The sequence below is a fragment of the Muribaculum sp. NM65_B17 genome (assembly GCF_004793735.1).
GTDB classification, from domain to species: domain Bacteria; phylum Bacteroidota; class Bacteroidia; order Bacteroidales; family Muribaculaceae; genus Muribaculum; species Muribaculum gordoncarteri.
In genome coordinates this window covers 331,144-356,830 of sequence record NZ_SRYY01000001.1, presented here as the reverse complement: position 1 = coordinate 356,830, position 25,687 = coordinate 331,144, and the positions used below count along the sequence as shown (strand labels likewise).

At 47.8% G+C, this 25,687-nt stretch carries 27 protein-coding genes; 14 read left to right on the top strand and 13 right to left on the bottom strand.

Going from position 1 to position 25,687, the window contains the following annotated elements:
* Positions 1–40 precede the first annotated feature (40 nt).
* Both E5354_RS01585 and E5354_RS01580 read right to left on the bottom strand, forming a co-directional pair.
* Positions 41–655, bottom strand: a complete 615-nt coding sequence (locus tag E5354_RS01585) for a DKNYY domain-containing protein (protein ID WP_135946179.1) — start codon at positions 653–655, stop codon at positions 41–43.
* A 117-nt stretch (positions 656–772) separates the two neighbouring features.
* Entirely contained in the window at positions 773–1,216 is a 444-nt protein-coding gene (locus tag E5354_RS01580; RefSeq protein ID WP_135946178.1) for a PH domain-containing protein, read from the bottom strand.
* 220 nt (positions 1,217–1,436) lie between these two features.
* Between E5354_RS01580 and E5354_RS01575 the strand changes: the two genes are divergently transcribed.
* Together E5354_RS01575 and E5354_RS01570 are read left to right on the top strand one after the other, a co-directional pair.
* A complete protein-coding gene (locus E5354_RS01575) occupies positions 1,437–2,924 on the top strand; it encodes a potassium/proton antiporter (RefSeq protein ID WP_135946177.1) in 1,488 nt (495 codons plus the stop codon).
* Between the two features lie 72 nt (positions 2,925–2,996).
* Positions 2,997–3,569 carry a flavin reductase family protein gene (locus tag E5354_RS01570; protein WP_135946176.1) on the top strand — a complete coding sequence of 191 codons (573 nt, stop codon included), beginning with the start codon at positions 2,997–2,999 and terminating at the stop codon, positions 3,567–3,569.
* Between the two features lie 46 nt (positions 3,570–3,615).
* On the opposite strand, the gene E5354_RS01565 is transcribed toward E5354_RS01570, so the two are convergent.
* The 5 genes from E5354_RS01565 to E5354_RS01545 form a co-directional block, all read right to left on the bottom strand.
* Positions 3,616–4,176: a DUF4840 domain-containing protein gene (locus E5354_RS01565; RefSeq protein WP_135946175.1), complete on the bottom strand. Its 561-nt coding sequence runs from the start codon at positions 4,174–4,176 to the stop codon at positions 3,616–3,618.
* 15 nt (positions 4,177–4,191) lie between these two features.
* Positions 4,192–5,079, bottom strand: coding sequence for a carbon-nitrogen hydrolase (locus E5354_RS01560; RefSeq protein ID WP_135946174.1), 888 nt, complete (start codon positions 5,077–5,079; stop codon positions 4,192–4,194).
* Complete coding sequence (locus E5354_RS01555) at positions 5,076–6,116, bottom strand: agmatine deiminase family protein (RefSeq protein ID WP_246863709.1); 1,041 nt, start codon at positions 6,114–6,116, stop codon at positions 5,076–5,078. The genes E5354_RS01560 and E5354_RS01555 overlap by 4 nt, the downstream gene beginning before the upstream one ends.
* The gene (locus E5354_RS01550) at positions 6,106–6,339 is read right to left on the bottom strand and encodes a hypothetical protein (RefSeq protein WP_123396582.1); all 234 of its coding nucleotides are present in this window, start codon (positions 6,337–6,339) and stop codon (positions 6,106–6,108) included. Before E5354_RS01550 ends, E5354_RS01555 begins: the two co-directional genes overlap by 11 nt.
* A 197-nt stretch (positions 6,340–6,536) precedes the next feature.
* A complete protein-coding gene (locus E5354_RS01545) occupies positions 6,537–6,749 on the bottom strand; it encodes a hypothetical protein (RefSeq protein WP_123396581.1) in 213 nt (70 codons plus the stop codon).
* Positions 6,750–6,927: 178 nt separating this feature from the next.
* Here E5354_RS01545 and prfA point away from each other — a divergent pair, with 178 nt between their 5' ends.
* The 3 genes from prfA (at position 6,928) to E5354_RS01530 (ending at position 10,246) form a co-directional block, all read left to right on the top strand.
* Positions 6,928–8,037 carry a peptide chain release factor 1 gene (gene prfA / locus E5354_RS01540; RefSeq protein WP_123396580.1) on the top strand — a complete coding sequence of 370 codons (1,110 nt, stop codon included), beginning with the start codon at positions 6,928–6,930 and terminating at the stop codon, positions 8,035–8,037.
* A gap of 20 nt (positions 8,038–8,057) precedes the next feature.
* Positions 8,058–8,888 (top strand): orotidine-5'-phosphate decarboxylase, encoded by an 831-nt coding sequence (gene pyrF / locus E5354_RS01535; protein ID WP_123396579.1) that lies wholly within the window; start codon positions 8,058–8,060, stop codon positions 8,886–8,888.
* A gap of 98 nt (positions 8,889–8,986) precedes the next feature.
* A complete protein-coding gene (locus tag E5354_RS01530; protein ID WP_123396578.1) occupies positions 8,987–10,246 on the top strand; it encodes a phosphoglycerate kinase in 1,260 nt (419 codons plus the stop codon).
* Between the two features lie 90 nt (positions 10,247–10,336).
* Here E5354_RS01530 and E5354_RS01525 read toward each other — a convergent pair whose 3' ends face one another.
* Positions 10,337–11,293: an aldo/keto reductase gene (locus tag E5354_RS01525; protein ID WP_135946173.1), complete on the bottom strand. Its 957-nt coding sequence runs from the start codon at positions 11,291–11,293 to the stop codon at positions 10,337–10,339.
* A 21-nt stretch (positions 11,294–11,314) separates the two neighbouring features.
* Entirely contained in the window at positions 11,315–13,750 is a 2,436-nt protein-coding gene (locus tag E5354_RS01520; RefSeq protein ID WP_135946172.1) for a glycoside hydrolase family 2 TIM barrel-domain containing protein, read from the bottom strand.
* 255 nt (positions 13,751–14,005) lie between these two features.
* Between E5354_RS01520 and E5354_RS01515 the strand changes: the two genes are divergently transcribed.
* From E5354_RS01515 to E5354_RS01485, 7 genes are read left to right on the top strand one after another with little or no spacing between them, the layout of a single operon-like run.
* Complete coding sequence (locus tag E5354_RS01515; protein ID WP_123396575.1) at positions 14,006–14,938, top strand: aldo/keto reductase; 933 nt, start codon at positions 14,006–14,008, stop codon at positions 14,936–14,938.
* Positions 14,939–14,949: 11 nt separating this feature from the next.
* Positions 14,950–15,873, top strand: a complete 924-nt coding sequence (locus E5354_RS01510; RefSeq protein WP_135946171.1) for an amidohydrolase family protein — start codon at positions 14,950–14,952, stop codon at positions 15,871–15,873.
* Positions 15,870–17,120, top strand: coding sequence for an L-fucose:H+ symporter permease (fucP, locus tag E5354_RS01505; protein ID WP_123396574.1), 1,251 nt, complete (start codon positions 15,870–15,872; stop codon positions 17,118–17,120). Before E5354_RS01510 ends, fucP begins: the two co-directional genes overlap by 4 nt.
* 45 nt (positions 17,121–17,165) lie before the next feature.
* Entirely contained in the window at positions 17,166–18,185 is a 1,020-nt protein-coding gene (locus E5354_RS01500; RefSeq protein WP_123396573.1) for a zinc-binding alcohol dehydrogenase family protein, read from the top strand.
* A 9-nt stretch (positions 18,186–18,194) separates the two neighbouring features.
* On the top strand, positions 18,195–18,581 hold the full coding sequence (locus E5354_RS01495; RefSeq protein ID WP_123396572.1) for an L-rhamnose mutarotase: 387 nt from the start codon (positions 18,195–18,197) through the stop codon (positions 18,579–18,581).
* Positions 18,582–18,596: 15 nt separating this feature from the next.
* Entirely contained in the window at positions 18,597–20,054 is a 1,458-nt protein-coding gene (locus E5354_RS01490; protein WP_123396571.1) for a tagaturonate reductase, read from the top strand.
* The gene (locus E5354_RS01485; RefSeq protein WP_135946170.1) at positions 20,047–21,540 is read left to right on the top strand and encodes a UxaA family hydrolase; all 1,494 of its coding nucleotides are present in this window, start codon (positions 20,047–20,049) and stop codon (positions 21,538–21,540) included. The genes E5354_RS01490 and E5354_RS01485 overlap by 8 nt, the downstream gene beginning before the upstream one ends.
* A gap of 74 nt (positions 21,541–21,614) precedes the next feature.
* Here the strand turns inward: E5354_RS01485 and E5354_RS01480 are convergent, their stop codons facing one another.
* Positions 21,615–22,538 carry a tyrosine-type recombinase/integrase gene (locus E5354_RS01480; RefSeq protein WP_168353791.1) on the bottom strand — a complete coding sequence of 308 codons (924 nt, stop codon included), beginning with the start codon at positions 22,536–22,538 and terminating at the stop codon, positions 21,615–21,617.
* A gap of 111 nt (positions 22,539–22,649) precedes the next feature.
* Between E5354_RS01480 and E5354_RS01475 the strand changes: the two genes are divergently transcribed.
* Positions 22,650–23,834 (top strand): THUMP-like domain-containing protein, encoded by a 1,185-nt coding sequence (locus tag E5354_RS01475; protein WP_135946168.1) that lies wholly within the window; start codon positions 22,650–22,652, stop codon positions 23,832–23,834.
* A gap of 19 nt (positions 23,835–23,853) precedes the next feature.
* Here the strand turns inward: E5354_RS01475 and smpB are convergent, their stop codons facing one another.
* Both smpB and E5354_RS01465 read right to left on the bottom strand, forming a co-directional pair.
* A complete protein-coding gene (gene smpB, locus E5354_RS01470) occupies positions 23,854–24,318 on the bottom strand; it encodes an SsrA-binding protein SmpB (protein WP_123396568.1) in 465 nt (154 codons plus the stop codon).
* Entirely contained in the window at positions 24,315–24,854 is a 540-nt protein-coding gene (locus E5354_RS01465; RefSeq protein WP_135946167.1) for a hypothetical protein, read from the bottom strand. The genes smpB and E5354_RS01465 overlap by 4 nt, the downstream gene beginning before the upstream one ends.
* Positions 24,855–24,976: 122 nt before the next feature.
* On the opposite strand from E5354_RS01465, the gene E5354_RS01460 reads away from it, so the two are divergent.
* Positions 24,977–25,405, top strand: coding sequence for a DUF5606 domain-containing protein (locus E5354_RS01460; RefSeq protein ID WP_123396566.1), 429 nt, complete (start codon positions 24,977–24,979; stop codon positions 25,403–25,405).
* A gap of 68 nt (positions 25,406–25,473) precedes the next feature.
* Here E5354_RS01460 and E5354_RS01455 read toward each other — a convergent pair whose 3' ends face one another.
* The gene (locus tag E5354_RS01455) at positions 25,474–25,680 is read right to left on the bottom strand and encodes a hypothetical protein (protein ID WP_123396565.1); all 207 of its coding nucleotides are present in this window, start codon (positions 25,678–25,680) and stop codon (positions 25,474–25,476) included.
* Positions 25,681–25,687: the final 7 nt, after the last annotated feature.

Sequence of the window (25,687 nt, the reverse complement as noted above, 5' to 3'; positions counted from 1 at the left end):
AATGGCCTTATTAATTTAATATATGATAAATACTAACGGATTAACGACGCGATACTTTGCGACCGAGATAATAAGTGTTTCTGCCGTCCTCAGCGTATCCGTCACGCAAAATTCGGAATCTCTCAGGTGACGCACCCTTTATTTTATCGCCATTGTAATATACATTCCATGCGTCACATGCGTAACCGTCACGCAACACCTTGAAACTTCCCGGCGATGCACCCTTTATCTTCATTCCCTTGAAATATACATCCCAAGCATCACGTGCATAACGGCCGTTAAGCACTTTGAAGCTTCCGGAGTTGGCTCCCTTTATTTTGCTCCCGTGATAATATACATCCCAGGAATCTTTAGCGTAACCGTTGTCCAAAACTTTAAAAGAGTTGCTGTTGGCTCCCTTTATCGCCTTCCCCATGTAATAGACTTTCCAATCGTCACGTGCATAACCGTCACGCAACACTTTGAAATATGCCGGAGAAGCGCCCTTTATGACCTTTCCGTCAAATAAGACCGCGTTATGTCCTATTACATATTGCAATCGGGGCCGTCCTTGAGCATATTCATACCGATCACGGTGTCCGCGACGATGCTGCGCTTCTACAGGAATCGTAGTCCAAAGCAGTCCAAGAATGATAATGAATACTATTTTCTTCATATAAGTAACGGTTTATACTTATATGACACAATTAACTCAAAAAAGTAAATTCAACGAATCAAAATAATTGTCCCTGTTTTTGGCAATATAGGCTAAATAATTGTCGGGAAAGTCGGATTATCGAACGTTTTTAACTGCTATTTCAGGATTGATGGAAAGAAGTTGCATAATAAACTCCTGCTGACGCACCGGCGAAATTAAAAGCGGCATAAAACTTTTCAGAATCTTCCTGTCGGTGAAAGTTATAGCCAATCGTTGAGAGAGCGATGTTGCCGGAGCGGAAAGCACACTCTTTGTAGGCTTGATATCTTTTATCTTGTCAATGGGATATGCGGTAGGAATAAAGAATGTGTACACTACAAGTTTATCGCCGTCGATTCGATAATATATTCCGATGAAAGTAACCAATATAAACGCCAACATAAACAAGCAGATTATGATAGGCCAGATGCCGTCGCCCGAAAAGCAAGGTATTACACAACACACCATTACTAAGGATATTATCGACCATGTAGAGCTGTCCCACAACGAATTGTATCTTGTGCCGTTATATTTTTCCATATTTAATTCGCTTTTGACTTGATGCAAAAATAAAAAATTTTCGTAATAACATCCACATCCGGCCTAAATAATTTGATGTCACACCACCCGATCCTCATGCAGTCCAAAATGTTAAGAAAACAATAAATTTATTCCATTCACGGCATTAACCGCCTTTCGATTTATCACAAATTCTGAATTTTAATTGTAACTTTGGATTTAATAATATTGTTATCATTGCATGAATTACATAACATCGGAAAACATATTGCTTATCGGCTCGACTCTTTTAGTAGCCGGAGTGCTTATCGGCAAATCAAGCTATCGCATAGGACTGCCGTTGCTGTTAATCTTCCTGATTGTAGGCATGGGATTCGGCACCGACGGACTTGGCATACAGTTCAGCGACATGCACACCGCACAGTTCATAGGCATGATCGCTTTGTGTATAATCCTTTTCTCGGGAGGAATGGATACAAAACTATCGTCGATACGCCCTGTCATAGTACCGGGATTGATACTCTCGACTGTCGGCGTACTGCTAACGGCTTTGCTCACCGGTGTTTTCGTGTGGTGGCTGTCAGGGATGTCATGGACCAACATCCACTTCGCTTTTCTGCCGTCGCTGCTGCTTGCGGCCACAATGTCATCAACCGACTCTGCTTCAGTTTTCGGCATTCTCGGCAGTCAGAAGGTCAATCTTAGAGAGAATCTGCGCCCCATGCTTGAGCTTGAAAGCGGTTCCAATGACCCGATGGCCTACATGCTCACAATAATATTGATTGAAACGATAACCCTTGGCGGAAATCTTTCGGTTACACAGATTATAGTGCAACTTGCACTGCAATTCGGCATTGGTGGCGCAATGGGACTGATGATGGGACGATTCACAAAATGGCTCATCAAAACCTATCGCCGCATAGGCAACGACTCGTCAATCAAGGAGGATGCCGATCAAGCCGCTTCCATGACCTCCATATTGCTGCTCGCATCGGTATTTTTCACCTTTGCAGCTACTACCGCGCTCACCGGCAACGGATACCTTGCCGTATATATCTGTGGAATAGTTGTGGGTAACGCCACAATCCCCAACCATCGTGCCATAGGCAAATTCATGAACGGCATGACTTGGCTTGCTCAGATTGTGGTGTTCCTGATGCTTGGATTGCTTGTAAATCCCCACGAAATGCTCGAAGTGGCACCGGTGTCACTGCTTATAGGAATGTTCATGATCATAATCGGACGACCACTGAGTGTATTCCTTAGTCTTTCGCCGCTCAGCAAAATATCGATTAACGCAAAATGCTTCATATCGTGGGTGGGATTACGCGGAGCCGTTCCGATCATATTCGCCACCTATCCCGTAATCGCCAATATCGATGGAGCATCGCAGATATTCAACATCGTGTTCTTCGTGACATTGCTGTCGCTACTCCTGCAAGGCACATCGGTGATTACGTGCGCCCGTAAACTGAAGCTTACCACCAACGAAGGCGTCGAGGACAACGATTTCGGTGTCGAACTCGCCGACGAGCTTCCCACTTCGCTGGAAACGCTTACATTGACCGAAGAGCGATTGTCAGGCGGAAACACACTGCGTGACATGAACCTCGCACCGGGCTCGCTTGTCATGATGATTAAGCGCAACGACCGCTATATTGTGCCTAACGGTCAATTGCAACTTAAGCCCAATGATGTACTCCTTATAATAAAAGAGGACAAGATGTGACATTTCAGTGAACATTAACACGCAAAAACAGATTAATATAGGAAAACCATAACTCACAAACACATCATAATCATGAAAAAAAGCATTAACAACAAAGCCGTGATTGCACCCCTGCCGGTGCTTATCGTGTGTACCTATGACGAAAACGGAGTACCCGATGCCATGAATGCCGCATGGGGCGGACAATGCGGATATACCAATATAGCACTCAATCTGTCATCGACCCATAAGACAACACGCAACATACGCAGTCGTGGAGCATTCACTGTAAGCCTCGGCACAGTCGACACACTGAAACTGTCAGATTACTTCGGAATAGTTTCAGGCAATAAGAATCCCGACAAGGTTGCCGACGCAGGAGTGACCGTTGTCAAATCGGAAAATGTCGACGCACCCATCATCGAGGAGTATTCGTTGACAATGGAGTGCCGGGTGATTTCAATAAACGAGGAACTTGGAGAAACCCGTGTAGTGGGAGAAATTATAAACACAATAGTCGACGACTCAATAGTTGACGAAAAGGGAGCCGTGGACTACAACAAACTTCAGCCGATATCCTTTGATTCGGAAACCAATTCTTATCGCATAATCGGCGAAAAAGTAGGCAAAGCTTTCTACGACGGTAAGGATTATCCGAAAAAATAACCGCTCTTACACATAAAGATTAAAAAATGCCACTTCAGCGGTGATATCATTTAGCATCACCGCCGAAGTGGTATACAAGTTGCTTGAAACTCTCGCATTTCTTTCCATTCACCCAAAGTTCAGTCGGGGAAATGTTAAACACCATATTATGATAATATGTATCGGCATCGCCACCAAAATTCTGTGAAAACACAAATTTCACAGTGCCCGGTGAGCCATATCCTCCTAAAATCACTACATCGACCGGATGCAGTACAAAGTGTATAATTTGATCGTCCATTTGCAGGAATTCATATCCCGCCTTAACCGAAATATCACCTATATCACGAAGTCGTTTGCTTACAATCTCGTCATCAATAATATCGGCAATGGGCAACAACGACATTCCGAATTCCAATGAATCACGAGAAACGGCAACCGCTTCCGGAATATCGGCAATGTCATCGCCATGATAATATGATACACTCGCATCGCCTCGATAGGTGCCCTTCATGTCAAGAAGAGCTTGATTTATCTGAGCGGTAGAGAATAGCGAATCATCGTCATTGCAACCCGCCAAAAGAATGCAAATTGCAACTACGGCAAATTGAAGTACCAACCTTTTCATTCAGTTAATATTTTATCAGTCAAGGAAACGGCTTGTCAAGCCTCCGTAAGCATCAATGCGTCTGTCACGGAGGAACGGCCACCAACGGCGCACATTTTCCGAGCGGGACAGGTCGATTTCGACCACAGCCTCGCACTCTTTATCGTCAGGAGCCTTGAACAGGAATTCACCCTGCGGTCCCGCAACAAAAGAGCTGCCCCAAAACTGAATTCCTCCCGTGACATTCGACGGGTCGTCCTCATGTCCCACTCTATTTACAGCTATAAGCGGAAGTCCGTTGGCTATTGCATGGCCGCGCTGCACGGTAATCCATGCTTCACGCTGACGCGATTTCTCATCGTCGGCGTCGCTGCTCTCCCATCCTATTGCGGTGGGATAGATGAGCATCTCGGCTCCACGCAATGCCATAAGACGCGCAGCCTCGGGATACCACTGGTCCCAGCACACAAGCACGCCAAGTCGTCCTACCGATGTGTCAATAGGTTCAAAACCGAGATCACCGGGAGTAAAGTAGAACTTCTCATAGTAGGCAGGATCGTCAGGAATGTGCATCTTACGGTATTTTCCTGCAATCGAGCCGTCAGCCTCAAACACTACGGCCGTATTGTGATACAGTCCCGGAGCCCTGCGTTCAAACAACGAAGTAACTATTACGACTCCAAGCTCACGGGCAAGTGCCGAGTAGAATTCGGTGGTCTTTGAAGGGAATCCCACGGCAAGCTCGCACAAGTCGGTCGATTCAGTCTGACAAAAATAGAGCGAATCATGCAACTCCTGATTCACTATGAGTCGGGCGCCGTTTTCGGCAAGGCGCCTCATCTTCTCGGCAAGTCGATTGCGATTGTTGTCAATGTCGCCCGTATTGGCTTGCTGTATAATTCCTACTTTCAGAATATTGCTCATATAGGTAATATCGTTTCAGGCACCTGCATCGTCACACAATGCAGCGAGCCGTGTTGTTTTATCAATACACTGCAATCGATTTTCACCACCTGATGATCGGGGAATGCAATCTTGATTATCTGCGCTGCAAGTTCGTCCTTCTGCGGCTGTCGGTAGACAGGCATCAATATCGAATGATTCATAATCAAGAAATTGGCATAGGTAGCAGGCAATCTGTTTCCCTCCTCGTCATACACGGCATCGGGCAATGGCAGTTCTATAAGGTTGTAAGGCTGTCCCGAAGCGGTCACAAATGACTGAAGCTGAAGCTTCATCTTGTTCAGCTCATCATAGTGGCTGTCGGTGACATCGTCAGTGCCTACATATAAGATGGTGTCATTTGGTGTCAAGCGGGCAAGTGTGTCGATGTGGCTGTCGGTGTCATCGCCTTCAAGCGCGCCGTAATCAAGCCACAGCACCCGGTCAAGACCGAATCGCGACTTAAGGTACTCCTCGATTTCATCACGCGACATCGCTCCGTTGCGATTGGGCGAAAGCAGGCATTGCGATGTAGTCATCAAAGTCCCCTGCCCGTCACTCTCGATTGAGCCGCCTTCGAGCACAAACGAAAGTTCGTTGCTGTAACGACCTCTCAGCAAACCGGTATTGCACATGGCGCGGGTTATTAGATTGTCCTTGTCGGCGGGAAACTTAAGTCCCCACCCGTTGAACTTGAAATCGCATATCACCGGATTACCGTCACGTTCTACGGTTATAGGGCCGAAATCACGGGCCCACGTGTCATTGGTCGGTACCGTAAGATAAAGTATGCGATTAGGCAGTTTCTCACAGTCAAGCACTCGTCGCGGCTCCTCGACATCGGGAGCGACAACGATCAGCGTTTCCTCCCGGGCAATTGCCTTGGCTATCTCGACGAAACAGTCGATTGCTTCATCGAGTACCGGAGCCCAGTCGGTGTCCTTGTGGGGCCACGAAAGCATCACAGCTCCGTGAGGTTCCCACTCGGCAGGAAGTCTTGTCGCACGATCACTCATCATAATCGTTCAATGTATCGTAGATGGACTCCTGTGAATCCATGTACTCCTCACAAAAATCAAGGAATCCGTTCTTTTCACTACTTCCCACAGCATCGCACCATTCACGGTACTCGGTTCGCAGCTCCGAATCCTCGTTTATCATTTTTTTGAACTCCGCTTCGGCCATATCCACACTTCCGTATTGATGGAGTATATGAAGGAAGACATCAGTTATATCTCTCATAATTCAATATTTGAGTCTAAGAAGAAATGATACGTTCACTAAAAACAGATAGGCAAATTACTGTTTCAAATTTACAACACTAATAGTAATCATCCAAACAATTTCACATATTTAAACCTTTGAGAATGGTTTGATACACTTTTTGACATCAATATTTTGAAAAATGTGTGTTTTTCATAGTATTATCGCATAGTGCCCTAAAGATTTTCCTTATTGAATCGGTGAGAGTCATGTCGGATATAACTCTGTATCATAGCATAGATAATCCTCTGTACAGGGGATAGCGAAACATCGCTGTCACCCAAAATCATCTCTTTCGCGATAGCACCGGCTATCGTAACTCGTTCTTCCTCCGGAAGTGACTGGATTGTGCTTATCACTTTAGGAGTGATAACTATCGGCTGTAACATAGCAATAAGATTTATTAGTTGAACACGTTGCAAAGATAGCCTGCGCCATGTGCCACAACTGAGCACACAAAAGTTAAAAACATTAAAATATCGGTTTTGGTGTTTTACTCGTCACAATGCATAAAAATATGGCGAAAAATTTGTAACTTCGCGAAAAATTACAACACAATAGTCACTTATGTCAGAAAATTCCCTACTCTCACGCCTCGACGGCATTGAAGCGCGTTTTGAGGAAGTGAGCACATTGATAACCGACCCGGCAGTTATTTCAGACATGAAGCGCTATGTACGACTGACCAAGGAGTATAAAGAGCTTGAAAAGTTGACCAATGCCACCCGCTGTTACCGCAATCTGCTCGACAACATAAATGAAGCACGTGAAGTTCTCGACTCCGAGAGTGACGAAGAGATGCGTTCGCTTGCCAAGGAGGAACTTGATGACGCCACGGCACGAATACCGCAGCTTGAAGAGGAGATAAAGTTGCTTCTCATCCCGGCCGACCCCGAGGACGGCAAGAATGCAATCGTTGAAATAAGAGGAGGCACAGGAGGCGACGAGGCTGCAATATTCGCAGGCGACCTGTTCAAGATGTACAGCAAATATTGTGAGTCAAAGGGCTGGAATGTAGCCGTGACAAGCTTCAACGAAGGAACAGCCGGAGGATTCAAGGAGATAGTATTCTCGGTAACGGGCGAAGGCGTGTACGGTATCCTGAAGTATGAAAGCGGCGTACACCGTGTACAACGAGTGCCGGCTACCGAAACCCAGGGCCGTGTGCACACATCGGCGGCCACAGTGGCCGTGCTGCCCGAGGCCGAGGAATTTGATGTAGAAATCAACGAAGGTGAAATAAAGTGGGACACATTCCGAAGCGGAGGTGCCGGAGGCCAGAACGTAAACAAGGTGGAATCGGGTGTAAGACTTCGCTACATGTGGAAGAACCCCAATACAGGCGAAACCGAGGAAATACTGATCGAGTGTACCGAAACACGCGACCAGCCCAAGAACAAAGAGCGCGCCCTAAGCCGACTGCGTACATTCATCTACGACAAGGAGCACCAAAAGTACCTCGACGACATAGCGTCACGACGAAAGACGATGGTGTCGACCGGCGACCGTTCGGCCAAGATACGCACCTACAACTATCCGCAGGGACGCATCACCGATCACCGCATCAACTACACAATCTACAATCTTGCGGCATTCATGGATGGTGACATACAGGATTGCATCGACCACCTGATAATCGCCGAGAATGCCGAGAAGCTAAAAGAGTCAGAATTATAACCCTCAATCAACATAGACCGATGAAAAGAACTGAATTAGTTGAGAACATAAAGCGTAAAGAGTCATTTCTATGCGTGGGACTTGATCCCGACATAAAGAAGATACCTCAGCATCTGCTGCGCGAGGAAAATCCGTTATTTGCCTTCAACAAAGCGATAATCGATGCCACAGCGCCCTATTGCGTAGCCTACAAGCCCAATCTCGCATTCTACGAAAGCCTCGGTGTGGAGGGATGGATTGCCCTTGAGCGCACAGTAAAATATCTGAAGGAGAATCATCCCGACCAATTCATAATCGCCGATGCCAAGCGAGGCGACATAGGCAACACCTCGATGCTCTATGCCCGCAGCTTCTTCGAGCATCTCGATGTCGATGCCATAACCGTGGCTCCCTACATGGGCGAGGACAGCGTAACGCCGTTTCTCGGATATGAGGGCAAATGGGTGATTCTGCTGGCCCTCACATCCAACAAGGGATCTCACGACTTCCAGTTGATCGAGGACAAAAACGGCAAGCGACTCTTCGAGCACGTAATCACCACATCGCAGAAATGGGCCACTCCCGATGAAATGATGTATGTGGTAGGTGCTACACAGGGCAGCATGTTCAAGGACATTCGCAACGTTGCACCCCAAAGCTTCCTGCTTGTTCCCGGTGTAGGCGCACAGGGAGGCAGCCTTGAGGAAGTGGCACGTTACGGCATGATTCCCGACTGCGGATTGCTCGTCAATTCATCGCGAGGCATCATATACGCATCGTCGGGTGAAGACTTCGCCGAAGCTGCAGGCAAGGAGGCTGAAAAGCTTCGCGACCAGATGTCGGCATTATTGAAGTCATCTCACATCATTTAAGCAAATTTAGCAGCATAATTCGCGAATTTCCGCTATATTTGCCGTAAATATTTCATTGTTACAGACTATTTCGATTAACCAACTAAATATTAACCAAAATGCAGAAAATAGACAACTACAACTTTGCCGGAAAGAAGGCCATTGTCCGTGTTGACTTCAATGTGCCTCTGGATGAAAACGGTAAGATTACCGATGACACCCGTATCCGTGGCGCCCTCCCCACCCTCAAGAAAATCCTCAACGACGGTGGCAGCCTCATCATCATGTCACACATGGGCAAGCCCAAAGGCAAGGTCAATCCTAAGTTCTCACTTAGCCAGATCAAGGACGATGTCGCTAAGGCTCTCGGCCATGATGTAAAGTTTGTATCTGACTGCGTAGGTCCCGAAGCAGCTGAAGCCGCAGCCAACCTCAAGCCCGGCGAAGTGCTTCTGCTTGAAAACCTTCGTTTCCACCCCGAAGAAGAGGGCAAGCCCGTAGGCATCGACAAAGCCGATCCCGCTTACGACGCAGCTAAGAAAGAGATGAAGGAAAAACAGAAAGAATTTGCAAAGCAGCTCGCAAGCTATGCCGATGTTTATGTTAACGATGCATTCGGTACCGCTCACCGCAAGCACGCTTCAACAGCCGTTATCGCCGACTACTTCGGAGCTGAAGACAAGATGCTCGGCTACCTCATGGAGAAGGAAGTTCAGGCTGTTGACAACATACTCAGCGACATCAAGCGTCCCTTCACCGCAATCATGGGCGGTTCTAAGGTTTCAACCAAAATCGGCATCATCGAAAACCTCATGGACAAGGTTGACAATCTCATCCTCTGCGGCGGTATGACATATACATTTGCCAAAGCTCAGGGCGGCAAGATCGGTAACTCAATCGTTGAGGACGACAAGCTCGACCTTGCTCTTGACATAATCAAGAAGGCTAAGGAGAAGGGTGTAAACCTCATCCTCGGCACCGACTGTATTGCTGCCGATTCATTCAGCAACGATGCCAAGACTATGGTTTGCCCCGCCAACAACATCCCCGACGGATGGGAAGGCCTTGATGCAGGTCCCGAAACCCGCAAGCTTTTTGCCGCTGCAATCGTTCCTTCCAAGACTATCCTTTGGAACGGCCCTGCAGGTGTATTTGAATTCGACAACTTCACAGGTGGTTCTCGTGCAATCGCCGATGCTATCGTAGAAGCTACCAAGAATGGCGCATTCTCGCTCGTTGGAGGCGGTGACTCGGTTGCATGTGTAAACAAGTTCGGTCTTGCCGATGAAGTTTCTTACGTATCAACCGGTGGCGGCGCACTTCTTGAGGCCATCGAAGGTAAGATTCTCCCCGGTGTTGCTGCCGTTCAGGGCAAGTAATCGACAATACCTGTTTTTAAACAATAAACAAAATCAGCCATTTAGCATTGCGCTAAATGGCTGATTCTTTATATATGTGCTCTGTGACGGCTATTGATTCAGTATGGCATCTATCTCGGCAAGCTCTTCAATAGTAAACTCAATGTTGTCAACTGCGGCGATATTATTGTCGAGCTGCCCCACCGAGCTTGCACCCACAATAACCGATGTCATTCCCGGCTTGGCAAGTAGCCATGCTATGGCCATTTGAGCCAACGACTGTCGCCGGCGAGCCGCCATCGCGTCAAGCAACTTGATTTTTTCAACCAATTCGGGCGTTATGTCCTCACGATGCAGGAACCCTCCGTCACGAGCGGCTCTTGAACCGTCGGGAATTCCGTTGATATAGCGATTGGTAAGCAACCCCTGTGCCAACGGCGAAAAAGCGATGAATCCAAGACCCTGCTCACGACACATGGCAAAGTGGCTGCCCTCGGGCTTTCGGCTCAACATACTATAACGGTCCTGATATATGAGGCACCTCACATTCTGCTGTCGCATCATCTCACACGCCTCTGCGGCTTTATCCACAGGATACTTTGACAATCCCACATAGAGGGCCTTGCCCTGCTTCACGATGTCGATAAGAGCCTGAACCGTTTCTCCAAGCGGTGTTTCGCTACAATAACGATGGCTGTAAAAGATGTCGAAGTATTCAAGACCGGTGCGCTTAAGGCTCTGATTTATGCTTGCCATTATATATTTGCGCGAACCTCCATCGCCATAGGGGCCGTCCCACATGAGGTGACCGGCTTTGGAAGTGACGATGATTTCATCGCGATGATTCTTAAGACCCTCGCTCAACATCCTTCCGAAATTAGCCTCGGCGCTTCCGGGAGGCGGTCCGTAATTATTAGCGATATCGAAGTGGGTTATGCCCTTGTCAAATGCGTGGAATACAATGTCACGAGCCGTGGCATAATTGTCGACATATCCGAAATTATGCCACAAGCCGAGTGATATCATCGGTAGTTGCAATCCACTGTTGCCACAGAATCGGTATTTCATATCTCTCTAATGTTATAACTGTCAACGAACGGGAATTTCAACTTCGGCAGGAGCAACGCCTTTGGCCGTTACCCGGAAACGAAGAGTTCCCGGAGTCTTGCCGCTGCGGGCTATCGCTGTGGCAGCACCGCTGAATAGCTTCATCTCAGGGTTCTGGAACGGCAACAGGCATGTCGGGTCACCATTTGCAGTAGCCTCAAATGCACCGGCTCCGTCTACCTTAAATTTGACAAGACGATCATCGGTAGGCACGATATTGCCATTCTTGTCGGCGACTTGTACTGTGAAATAGACAAGATCGTCACCATCGGCCTTCAACGATTCACGGTTGGGAGTGACAACAAGATGATGCGGCTTGCCTGCGGTTTTTATCGACTCCTCGGCAACGGCATTGCCATTGTCATCGTAAGCTACTACTTTTACTTCACCCGGTTCATACACGGTTTCGTTCCACATCAGCCTGTAGCGGTTCTGATAGGTGGAGTCGTTCTTCTCGCGAACGCCCTGACTCTTTCCGTTTATAAACAACTCGGCTTTAGGATAGCTGGTGTAGACAAATATCGGCGTCACCTTGCCTTCACGGCCTTTCCAGTTCCAGTGAGGCAGAATGTGAAGCGTAGGCGACTCCTCGTTCCACTTTGAGCGATAGAGGTAATAGCGGTCCTTGGGAAGTGACGCAAGGTCGATGATACCGAACACAGAGCTATGGTTGGGCCATGCATCGGTATCGTAAGGCGAAGGCTCGCCAAGATAGTCAAATCCGGTCCACACAAACTGACCTATTACATAATCCTTGTCATCGTCCATAGCAAAGTCTATATCGGGAGTGTTGGACCATATACATGACTCATTGTCATAGCTCGACGACTGATGGTCGGGGTGCGTCACGTGATTGTGTTCCTTAAATTCGATAGGGAAATGATAAACTCCACGCGATGAAACGGTCGATGCGGTTTCCGAACCGAGAATCAGTTTCTGCGGAAGCTTTTCATAAGCTTCTTCATAGAACTGAGGCTTGTAATTGAATCCGGGAATGTCGAGCGCGGCAGCAAAGCCATTGTCAAGCACCGCCCTTATCTGATCCATTCCGCATGTCACGGGACGGGTCGGGTCAAGCTTGTGCACAAGATCCTGAAGCATTGTAAGCTCCTTTACTCCACCGGGACCCCACTGGCTCGGCACCTCGTTGCCTATAGACCACATGACCACCGACGGGCTGTTGCGGTAGTGCTCAACCATGTTGGTGATGTCACGCTCGGCCCACTCATTGAAGTATGAGCCGTAACCGTTAGGCGACTTCGGACGGAAGCTCCAATCGTCAAAGGGCTCAATCATCAACATCACGCCCATTTCGTCGCACAACTCTACAAGCTCTGGAGCCGGCATGTTATGAGATGTACGTATGGCATTTACGCCCATATCCTTGAGCAGCTCTATCTGGTGACGCAACGCCGAGCGGTTGACTGCCGCGCCCAACGGACCCAGGTCATGATGATTGCACACTCCGCGGAACTTGGTAAGCTCCCCGTTAAGGAAAAATCCCTTTTCGGGAACATACTCGATACTGCGTATGCCGAATCGGGTGTCATAACTGTCGACAACCTTGCCATCGACACTGACAGTAGTGCGTGCCGTATACAGCTTGGGCGACTTCGGCGACCACAATTCAGGTCGGTTTACAAGGAAATTCTGGAAATCCTTCTGTCCGTGATACACAAATTCCGATGAATTCTTTGCAACCACATCGCCTGCAGGCGACAGGATTTCGGTAGCGACCATAGCCTTTTGTCCGTCATTAAGGCCGGCTATCTTCACCTCAAGGCGCACCGATGCATAATCCTTGGTCACCTTGGGTGTCGTGACGTATGTACCCCAAACGGGGATATGTACTTTGTCGGTATTTACAAGATGCACGTTACGGTAAAGTCCGGCACCGGGATACCAGCGCGATGCCCTCTCAAAGTTTTCAAGATCGACCTCGACATCGTTCTTGCCTGGATGTACCGCATCGGTAATGTCGGCATAGAATGAGTTGTAGCCATAGGGCCAATATGCAAGTTCCTTGCCGTTGACTTTGACATGCGCATTGCTCATCGCTCCGTCAAATACAAGGGTCAATGCCCTGCCTGTAGTGTCGGGAACATCAATAACCGTGCGGTAGGAACCTTTTCCTATAAAAGGCAATCCGCCGGTACGGCCTGTTTTTTCTGTCTTTTCTGTTTCACCGTTTTGCTCTACGGCAACAACCTGAAGGTCGTTATTTCGGTCAAAAGGCCCGTATATGGCCCAATCATGAGGTATTCTTACATTCTGCCACTGCGTATCGGCCGAAGGGACACCCTTTGTAAACTGCCAGCCCTCATTCAGCGTCGTCGTGTGACGCTCCGCATTAAGACCGACCGCAATCACACCGGTCATTACCATCATGGCAATCCGGGGGAAATAGTGCTTGTTCATTTAATTATGGATGGAATTTAGTTATTGGTAATACTTAAAATTCGGGTCATGGTAAATCGATGACATTGAGTCATTACATTGTATATACAAAAATACAAAAAATAATCCAATAGGCATGAAACATACTACATAATATATCTTAAAATCTCGGTAAGAGAAAAATCTCGATTTTGTCCTACTTTATCGCGAAATATTCCTATTGCGAACGGAAATTATTTCTTTATTTTGCATGAAATAGTAATTATAAATCATTACATGAAATACAACGAAATCGGGAAAACCGGAATGGTAGTGTCGTCGCTCAGTTTTGGAGCTTCGTCGCTCGGCGGAGTGTTCCGCGACATAAATCAGACATCAGCAATCAAGGCAGTGGAAACAGCCATAGAAGGCGGCATGAATTTCATCGATGTATCGCCCTACTACGGTCATTACAAAGCCGAAACAGTGCTCGGCAAAGCTTTAAAGGGCATCGATCGAAACAAATATTATCTCTCGACCAAGGTAGGCCGCTACGGCAAGGACGGTGTCAACACATGGGACTACTCGGCAAAACGCGCCACTGAGAGTGTATTTGAAAGCATGGAACGCATCGGTGTCGACTATATCGATTTGATAAACGTACACGACATCGAATTTGCCGACCTTAATCAGGTTGTCAATGAAACACTGCCGGCACTTGTGGAGCTTCGCGAAAAAGGTGTTGTGGGACATGTGGGCATAACCGACCTCCAGTTGGAAAATCTCAAATGGGTAATCGACCGCGTTCCCGAAGGCACAGTCGAAAGCGTGCTCAATTTCTGTCACTATACACTCAACGACGACAAGTTGCTCGATTTCCTCGACTATTTCGAGCAGCACGGCATCGGTGTCATCAACGCTTCGCCACTCTCGATGGGACTGTTGTCCAATAGAGGCGTGCCCGACTGGCATCCAGCGCCCAAGTCGCTTGTCGATGCCTGCCGCAAGGCCGTGGAGCATTGCAACGCCAAGGGATACCCGATTGAGAAACTCGCAATACAATTCTCCACCGGAAATCCGAGGATAGCGACTACGCTGTTCAGCTCGGCCAATCCCGACAATGTAGCAAACAACTTAGCATTCGTCGACGAGCCCATCGACATGACGCTCGTTAAGGAGGTGCGTGACATAATCGGAAATCAGCAGCGAGTAAGCTGGGCCAACTCTTAATGACCGCCGACATGGATTACACAATAATCGATGCACACTCACACTTGTGGCTTAATCAAGACACAATCGTCAACGGTTTGCCGGTACGCACCATCGACCGCGGACGCTCGATATTCCTAGGCGAAGAGAGGCAAATGCTACCGCCGTTCATGATCGACGGACGCAACTCGGCCGAAGTATTCCTGTCAAACATGGATTATGCACAAGTTTCGGCAGCCGTGGTCACACAGGAATTCATCGACGGAAATCAGAATGAGTATCTCGCCGATGTAGTAAAGCGATACCCCGACAGGTTTTTCGTTTTCGGCATGTGTGAATTTCGCAAACCGGGTTTTCTCCCCGATGCAAAAGAACTGATAGCACACGGATTCCGCGGATTGGCCATACCTGCTCACCGACTTCCGCTCGGCGACGACCGGGTTTGGCTCAACTCTCCCGAAATGATGGAGATGTTCAAGTACATGGAGAAGCACGGCATGATATTGTCGATAACACTGGCCGACGGAGCATTGCAAGTGCCCGAAATGGAAGAGGTCATCAGCGAATGTCCCGATCTTAAAATAGCGATAGGACATTTCGGAATGGTGACCATGCCCGACTGGATGGAACAGATAAAGCTGGCACGACATAAAAATGTCATGATTGAATCAGGAGGTATAACTTGGCTCTTCAATTCTGAATTCTATCCCTTTGACGGAGCCGTGCGCGCCATACGCGAAGCAGCCGATGCAGTTGGTATGGATAAACTCATGTGGGGATCTGATTACCCTCGCACTATAACGGCCATAACCTACCGCATGTCCTACGACTTCATTATAAAGTCACCCCTCATGACTACCGATGAGAAACGTGCATTCCTTGGTGAAAATGCAAGACATTTTTACGGTTTTAAGAATCTTATAGAGTTACCTTACATCAAAAACATGTCGGAATGAATCCTACAACCAAAAATCGATACATTGTACCGCTATCGCTCGTGATATGCCTCTTCTTCGTCTGGGCAATCAGCGCCAACCTGCTGCCAACCATGATAAGGCAGCTGATGAAGACTTGCGAACTGACACCCTTTGAAGCGTCATTTACCGAAACCGCCTATTGGCTCGCCTACTTCATCTGTCCCATACCGATTGCGATGTTCATGAAGCGTTACACCTATAAGGCCGGCATAATATTCGGCCTGCTCATGGCGGCAGCCGGTGCATTGCTGTTTTTCCCTGCGGCTGTGATAAAAGAGTATTGGTTCTACTTGTGCGTATTCTTTGTCATCGCTACCGGAATGTGCTTCCTTGAAACAGCCGCCAATCCTTACGTAACGGTTCTCGGCGCACCTGAATCGGCTCATCGCCGACTCAATCTCGCCCAGTCGTTCAACGGACTCGGCGCTTTCATATCGGCAATGTTCATCAGCAAAATAATACTCAGCGGCGACTCATATACACGTGACACACTGCCGGCCGACTTCACCGGCGGATGGGAAGCATATATCGAGGCTGAAACCAACGCTATGAAAGGCCCCTATGCGGCTCTCGCCCTTATGCTTGTAATAATAGCCGTGATATTCATCTTCTCAAAACTACCCAAAATAAACGAAGGTCACAGCACTTCGGGAAAGCTTATTAATTTCGGTGTATTCAAACGCTCTCACCTCTCCAAAGGCGTAGTGGCCCAGTTCTTCTATAACGGAGGACAAACGGCAATCAACAGCCTCTTCCTTGTCTACTGCTGCTCCTATGCAGGCATAAGCGAATCCACCGCGACTACATTCTTCGGCATCTACATGCTTGCATTCCTGCTTGGCCGATGGGTGGGAACCATGTTGATGAGCAAGTTCAAAGCGAGCAACATGCTCACCGTCTACTCCCTCGCCAATGTTGTGCTGTGTATTGTGATAACGCTGTTTGGAGGCATGGTGGGACTATATGCCATGATCGCAGTGTCGTTCTTCATGTCGATCATCTACCCCACCCAATTTTCACTCGCAATAACCGATCTTGGCGATGACACAAAGAGCGGTTCGGCATTCCTGGTCATGGCCATTGTGGGTAACGCCTGTCTGCCGCAGCTCACCGCATTCATCATGATGCTCGATCCGGTGTGGTATCACATCGCCTATGTTGTTCCCATGATATGCTTCATGGTGTGCGCCTATTACGGATTTCGAGGGCACAAAATAATCAACTGACAACCATTCATTCAAAATATAACCAACAAGTAACTGAATAGAACTATGCTTGCAATTCAAATAAAATCGCCCGGCAATGTCGAAGTAATCGATCTCGACATGCCTCAACTTCGTCCCGGAGAAGTATTAATCAAGATTGACTACGTGGGATTCTGCGGCTCCGACCTCAATACATTCCGCGGAAAAAATCTCATGGCAATATCACCCGTCATTCCGGGACATGAGATAGGAGGAACCATCGAGGCCGTCGGTGACAACGTGCCTGAAGGCATGTTCACCAAGGGTATGAACGTTACGGTAAATCCATATACGGCATGCGGCAAATGCTCTTCATGTCGTAAAAGCCGCCCCAACGCGTGCGAGCACAACGAAACACTCGGTGTGCAGCGTCACGGAGCTATGCGCGAATACATCGCCATACCTTGGGAGAAAGTCATACCGGCTCCCGGCATCTCCTCGCGCGACTGCGCATTAATCGAACCGATGAGTGTAGGCTTCCATGCCGTTGACCGAGGTGCAGTCACCGACATAGACACCGTAATGGTGATAGGATGCGGCATGATCGGACTCGGTGCAATTGTGCGAGCCGCCATGAGAGGCGCCACTGTCATAGCTACCGACCTTGACGACGACAAGCTTGAACTCGCAAAGCGACTCGGAGCTACCTACACCATAAACTCGGCCAAGGAGAATATACACGAAAAACTGTGTGACATAACGGCAGGATATGGTCCCGATGTAGTTGTCGAAGCTGTAGGATCACCCGTGACCTATGTAACGGCAGTGGAGGAAGTGGCATTTGCCGGACGAGTTGTTTGCATTGGCTATTCAAAGTCGGATGTCACGTTCCAGACAAAGCTGTTTGTGCAGAAAGAGCTCGACATACGCGGTTCACGCAATGCGTTGCCGGCCGACTTCAACGCCGTGATACGTTACACGCAACACGACAACTGTCCCGTAGACCTGCTTGTCAGCGAAATAGTGATGCCCGACAAAGCGCAAGAGGCGCTTCAGCGCTGGTCGGATAATCCCGGAAAGGTATTCAGAATATTAGTCAAATTTTAAAGCGATTCAATGCCAGTCAACGGATACAGAGTAAAACGTTACGACCAGCCGGTAAAACGCTATTGCCAGACAATCGACCTGTCAGACAATCCGGAGCTGATAGAACGCTACAAGGAGTGTCACAGCAAAGCGAATGCCTGGCCTGAGATTCGTGAAGGGATACGCGAAGTTGGAATCCTTGAAATGGAGATGTACATAACCGGCAATCGCGTATTCATGATTGTGGAAACTCCCCTTGACTTCGACTGGGACACGGCAATGAAGCGACTTGCCACGTTACCTCGCCAAGCCGAATGGGAAAATTTCGTGGCAACATTTCAAGGATGCAATCCTGACAGCACATCGGCCGAAAAATGGACGCTGATGGAACGCATGTTCTATCTTTACGAAAACTAACAACACTACCGTACAATGAACCAACGACCATTAAACAGGGAAACGGTGGCGACAACCACCCATCCTGTAAAAATACTTCAATTCGGCGAAGGCAACTTCCTGAGGGCATTTGTCGACTGGATGATTGACATTGCCAACGAAAAAGGCGTTACCGATAGCGACATAGCCATAGTAACGCCGCGTTTCCGCATCACTCCAGCCTTGGAAACATTGCAGAAGCAAGATGGGCTCTATCATGTGTACCTTGAAGGTGTAAAGGATGGCAAACCCGGTAAGGAGTCACGGTTGGTGACCTCGATTGCCGACGCTTTTTCACCGTCAGCCGACATGGAGCGTTACGAGAGCTACATAACATCGCCCGATTTAAGATTTGTAATATCAAATACCACCGAAGCGGGCATACGTTACGAGCCCGAAGACATGTCAGGCGACAATCAGGCAACATTTCCCGGCAAAGTAACCAAGATGCTGCACAAACGCTTCACCCGTTTCAACGGAGCCGACGACAAGGGATTGATATTCCTGTGCTGCGAGCTGATCGAGGACAATGGAAGCACCCTACGTGACTTCGTACTGCGTCATGCCGCTGAAGGAGGTCTTGGCAACGATTTCATCGACTGGGTTAAAAACAGCTGCATATTCTGTGACACACTTGTCGACCGCATAGTGTCGGGATTCCCTCACGACACTATTGACGAGCTTAAGGAGGAGCTCGGTTATGATGACAATCTCATAGTCAAGGGTGAACTTTACCATATATGGGCCATAGGAGGCGACGGCTATCTGAAGGCACAACGTGAGCTGCCACTCGACAAGGCGGGACTCAATGTGGAGTTCATGCCCTCGATTAAGAAGTTCCGCGACAAGAAGGTGAGAATACTCAACGGCTCTCACACCGGAATGGTTCCGATTGCTCTACAGCTTGGATGCGAAACGGTTATGGACGCATTCGACAACCGTGATGTCAACGAATTCATCAACACAATGGTCGAGCGCGAAGTGTTGTCCATGATCGATGAAGAGCGCGAAAAGCTTGAACGATTCTCGGCGGGAATACTTGAACGTTTCTACAATCCTTATATTAAGCATCAGCTCAAGTCAATAGCGTTAAACTCGTTGTCGAAGTGGGAGGCACGTAACTATCCCACGGCAAAGGACTACTATTCACGTAACGGCAAAAGAGCGGATTTTGAACTGTTCACATTCGCCGCATTGCTCTCACTGTACGGCCCCGGCTCGGAATTCAACGCCCAAGACACCCAAGAGCATCTTGAATTGATAAATCAAGTGTGGAATGACAACGACTATCGTTCTACTGTTGCCGCCATTGTCAACAGCAACATCTTCACAGAAAATTTTGAAGAGCATATTCCCGGCTTTATAGATGACACGGCAAGATATCTGAGTGAAATCAGACGGAACGGCATGTCAGTGGCATTAAAACAATTCATTGAATCGCACAAGAATGGCTAAACGCATCATAAGGATAAACCAAGCCGACAATGTAGCCGTAGTTTTAGCCGACGAGATAAAGGCCGGCGAAACATTGACCGAAGGAGGCGTAACGGTAACGTTGAAGGATGACCTGATTCGAGGCCACAAAGTGGCGCTGACCGACATTGCCCAAGGATGCGATGTCGTAAAATACGGCTATCCCATAGGTCATGCGACAAGACACATAACGGCCGGTGAACATGTGCATTCTCATAATCTCGCGACATCGCTCGATCTTGACTTGGAGTACACCTACAGTCCTGTGACAACCGAAGCCAAACCATCATGCAATCCACCCACAATCAACGGTTATCTACGAGCCAACGGAGAGATGGGTATTCGCAATGAATTGTGGATAGTGCCTACAGTGGGATGTGTCAACGGACAAGCTCAGGCAATCGTCAAACGGCTGACTGAAGAGTGTGACACAAGCCATATAGACGATGTGCGTGCGTTCACCCACAATTACGGATGTTCTCAACTCGGCTCTGACCATGAAAACACCCGCTCAGCTTTGGCTGCACTCATAAAGCATCCCAATACCGGGGGTGTACTTGTACTCGGCCTCGGATGCGAGAACAACCAATTGGCAACGTTGCGTGATACATTGGGCGACTACGACCCGTCACGCATAAAGTTCCTTGTGGCGCAAGAAGTGGACGACGAAATTGAAGAGGGAGTCGCAATAGGCAAGCAATTGATTGAAACGATGAAGAGCGACCGCAGGCAGCCCCTGCCGATGTCACGACTGAAAGTGGGATTGAAATGCGGAGGCTCCGACGGGCTGTCGGGAATAACTGCCAATCCGCTTGTGGGAATGGTATCGGACATGCTGATTGACTGCGGAGCGACAACCATAATGACCGAAGTTCCTGAAATGTTCGGTGCCGAAACGATATTGATGAACCGGGCTGTAGACCGAAAGATATTCAATAAGATTACATCGCTCATAAACGACTTCAAGGACTATTTCCGCTCCTACGGCCAACCGATATATGAGAATCCGTCACCCGGCAACAAAGCCGGAGGGATAACGACTCTTGAAGAAAAGTCGCTCGGCTGCGTGCAGAAAGGTGGCACAAAACCGGTTGTCGATGTCATCGGCTATGCCCGCCAAGCAACAAAGTCCGGGCTAAACCTGCTAAACGCTCCGGGCAATGACCTCGTGGCTTCGACTGCACTCGCATTAGCGGGATGTCACATTGTCCTCTTCACTACCGGACGAGGAACTCCATTCGGGACATTTGTACCCACAATGAAAATATCGACCAACACCGCTCTTTATGAGAAAAAGAAGCACTGGATTGACTTCAATGCAGGAACGATAATAGAGGGCGAATCCATAAATAACGCTTCCAAACGAATGCTCGACAAAATCATAGACACGGCCAACGGAAAGTTGTTGGAGCATGAATTTACCGGAGCCAAGGAGATCGCGATATTCAAAACAGGAGTGACACTATAGAATTGTAATTGCAAAGGACCGACATGGGAATAGTTTTGTCAACTATCAACACCCGTGTCGGTCCCCATTTATGTCTATGCCTCAAGAAGCTTAATCAAAGTCTGATTGGCACGATCGATTACATTGGTTTCAAGTGAAGCCAGATATATCTTGGTCGTTGATTCGGAATCATGTCCCATACCCTGGCTTATCACCGACAACGGTATGTTGCGCGAGCGTGCGATAGAAGCCCATGAATGACGCGCAACATACATGGTAAGCGGCAACGAAAGATGCACCCTGCGCCCTACCCGCTTCAAATTGTAGTTTATCTTATACAGAACATTTTTATACTTGCTCCTGACATTCACGGTTGAATCATCAATGATCGGGAGCAAATAGATTGATGTCGGATTGCCGTAACGCTGCACGATACGTTGCATCACAGGTTCCCATTTTATCACGAGCAACCGATTGGTTTTCCGTCGACGATAGGTGAGCCTTCCACCCACCAGATCGCTCTTTTTCAAGAATGCCATGTCGATAAACGACATACCCCGTAAGAAAAAACTAAGAATAAACATGTCACGGGCATATTCAAGTTTCGGATCGTGCGACAGGTCAAGCGAATATATCTCCCTGATCTTGTTCAACGACACCGCTCGTTTCACCGTCTTCTCGATTCCCGTATATACATGCTTGAAAGGGAATGTCTGAACGGTAATGTTTCTATCAACCGCCCGATTATAAACAGCCCTCAGAATGCGCATGTAAAACGACACAGTGTTCAAAGTCAATCCCGAGCGTATCAACCATGCCTGATAGGACAACAAGCGCATGCTGTCGAATCGCTCAAATTCAATATCTCCCCCTTGCAAAAAACGCTTGAAATTGTTAAGCGTGGTAAGATAGGTTTCATAACAACGTCTTTTGTCAGCTGCAATCATTCCTTGCAGCACATCCACCATAAATTCACAGAATAGCGGCTCTTGCCTTAAATGCCTTGATTCATTTGTCATGTTAAATACTTTTAAAATTATCTCTGTTGAATAATTCGGCAAAGTTAATTGATGAGTTAATCCAAAATTATGTGTGAGCAATTTGTGGAGATAAATTGTTAATTTTGCACTATGATACATGACAATGACGAATTTTGGGAATGGGTGTACCGTAACATCAATGATGATGTCCTAAGCCTTCGACTTCGCAATCACGGCAAAGATGAGTGGATTGATGCGGCAATAACACAGATAGAATGCCGCAGGCGATGCAATAGCAAACTGACAGATACATTGAAATGCCGGCACTTCGTCTTCCCGTCGACATTATCGGCCGAACAGTGTACGAGCGACATTTTGGCCGATTTCCATGCGGGATTGGTCGACGATTGCGCGAATGTGCTTGACATGACATGCGGTCTTGGCATAGACACATTCCACATTGCCCGAAAAGCGTCATCGGTCACTGCCGTAGAGCTTAACTCCGACACAGCTGAAGCAGCAGCACATAACGCCAAGGCTCTGTCATTATCCAATGTTACGATATTACATGGCGACTCAACTTCCTATTTAAAGGAGTGTGACAAAAGATTCGACACTATATTCATCGATCCCGCGCGGCGAGGCGACGCCGGCCAACGACTTTTTGCGTTGAGCGACTGCCGACCCGATGTAACGGCACTTCTACCCGACATATCGGCACATTGTCGCAAATTGATTGTAAAGGCATCGCCGATGCTCGATGTCACACACACTTTGAGAGAATTGCCAATGACACGCGACATATACATCGTGGGCAACACCCGTGAATGTAAAGAACTCGTAAGCGTTGTCGACTTCACCAACGACACCAACGATGTCACAATACATGCATGGACCTCGGGCGACGACTTCAGTTACACCCCTTCACAGGAGAGCGAAGCCGCTGTAGAGTTCGGAGTTCCCGAGGATGGATGGTATCTCTACGAGCCCTACCCTGCGATCATGAAATGCGCCCCCTACAAACTGCTGTCCTCTCGGTTCGGAGTAAAGAAACTCCATCCCAACACACATCTGTACACATCGTCGTCACCTGTCGACATGTTCCCCGGCGAGCGATGGAAAATCGAGCGCGTCATCCCCTTCGCGTCAAGTGAGCTGAAGCGATTCTCTCGTAAATATCCACAAATAAACGTAGCGGTTAGAAATTTCGGATGGTCGGCCGATAAGCTGAAAGCCAAGCTGAAAGTCAAAGACGGAGGCGACAAGCGACTTATAGGAGCAACCATTACAGGCGACATAAAAATAATGCTCGTTCTGTGCAAGGACGAGCATTAGTAATCAAAAATTCTCCACTTTATCGTTTTTCAAACAATCGTGCCATCGAGCGCTTATCCTCACGCTCCTTGATGGACTGTCGTTTGTCATATTCCTTCTTACCCCGACCGATGCCTATAACCACCTTGGCAAGCCCGCGGTCGTTGATGAACAATCGCATAGGTATGATGGTAAATCCTGCCTCTTTGCCGTTCTTCTCCAACTTGGCAATCTCCTTTTTATTAAGGAGCAGCTTGCGGTCGCGACGCTCGGCATGATTGTTATATGTACCGTAGAAGTATTCGGCTATATACATATTCTTAAGCCACACCTCGCCATTGGTCACATAACAGAATGAATCGGCAAGACTCGCCTTGCCGAGGCGTATCGACTTGATTTCGGTACCGGTAAGCACGATGCCCGCCGTAAATGTGTCGGATATGGCGTAGTCAAATGTCGCACGCTTGTTTTTTATATTTATATCCTTACTATTCTTCAAATTCATGATAATTGCTGCATTATAAAATGAAACAAACAGCCGAGTATATAGGGAGGCAACAGGATGCTCACTACACTCAGCGCCGTGAAGGCAAACGAAGATGTCGCCCTGACGGCCAAATAACGCATTCCCATCCACATAACAAGCACCACCACCACCGGGAGAAACTGCACTATCGACAGATCGATGGGCGGCAGGCAATTGCCTATTATGTTTATAACAGCAAGCAGTCCCAGATTATACAATATGAAAGTGGTGTACTTCTTTTCATTGGGCTCACCGTCGACCATTCGCTTAAGGAAAAATGAGAACAGGAACACCGCAAAGAAAAATGTCACGAAATATTGTACAAAAGTAACTACCGCATTCTGAATCATCGTCACCAATGAAAGGGAGGACACGTAGAAACGCTGAATGAACACCGTGCAAGCCGTTATGCCTATCAAGGGATAGAAGCCGCTCGATGCAATGGCACGCGGCTCCTCGCCACGGGCGGCTATATCCTCCCAGCCACGGGCCGGTGAGATTATTAATTGTAGCAAATAGCCTAAAAACTTTAGCATCGTCATTATTTTGGAATGGCAAAGTTAACAATATATCGCCAAAAAAGAGTAATTTTGCATATACGAAATTTTTACAATACACATAAAAACGCCATTTAGATATGTTAAAGACAATTTTAGCAATATCGGGAAAACCCGGACTGTTCAAATTAGTGAATCAAGGAAAGAATATGCTCATCGTAGAGTCACTTTCGACCGGCAAACGCACTCCTGCCTACGCCCACGACAAAGTGATATCGCTCGGTGACATAGCCATATATACCGTAGAGGAAGATGTTCCGTTGTCGAAAGTGCTTGAATCACTGAAAACAAAAGCCGACGGAAAGCCCGTGGATGTAAAAGCCATAGGTGACGATGCCGACATACGCGCCTACTTCAAGGAAGTGCTTCCCGACTTTGACGAGGACCGCGTTTATACCAACGACATAAAGAAAGTGTTAAACTGGTACAATCAGCTCCTCGCTGCCGGAATAACCGAATTTGTATCGCCGGAAGAGGAAGAAAACGCTACTGAAGAGAAAGGCGAATAAAGCAGTCTTTAGAAAATACCAATCGGCAGAGTGATGTATCAATGATCACTCTGCCGATTTTTTATTGATCAATCATCATGGTCGTGATGGTGATGATGATGCTTTTTCGGCTTCTTATGCTTCTTGTGTTTCTTATGCTTGTAATAATATCCATCATCAAAGTCATAATCTCCCTCAACGCCCCAATAGCTGCGCATGGAGCCACACGAAGTAAGCGATGTCGATCCCAATCCAAGGATGGCTATTATAAGCCATATCACATATTTCTTCTTCATCTTTGAT